Below are 249 nucleotides of genomic sequence, written 5' to 3' on the forward strand. Positions count from 1 at the left end.
CTTCTGGATCAGACCGACGCGCTCGCTGATGGGCAGCATCGCGTCTTTGCCGGGGTTGTGGACGACGAGGACGTGCAGCTGGTCGAAGACACCCGCCGCCCGACGGATGACGTCGAGGTGCCCCAGGGTGACCGGATCGAAGGATCCGCGAACAACGGCGACCTTGGTCATGGTTCTCGCCTACAACCCGTGCCGCTTAGCGAAGATCCCCGCGTGCACCCGATCCCGCAACTCCAGCTTGGCCAGCAC

The 249-nt window shown here is 65.1% G+C and carries 1 protein-coding gene; it reads right to left on the reverse strand.

Going from position 1 to position 249, the window contains the following annotated elements; translation table 11 throughout:
- A partial coding sequence (locus AMS65_RS00175; protein ID WP_157501942.1) for an adenylyltransferase/cytidyltransferase family protein occupies positions 1 to 171 on the reverse strand: 171 nt, incomplete at its 3' end.
- Positions 172 to 249: the final 78 nt, after the last annotated feature.

The sequence above is a fragment of the Leucobacter celer subsp. astrifaciens genome (genome assembly GCF_001273835.1).
GTDB lineage: Bacteria > Actinomycetota > Actinomycetes > Actinomycetales > Microbacteriaceae > Leucobacter > Leucobacter celer.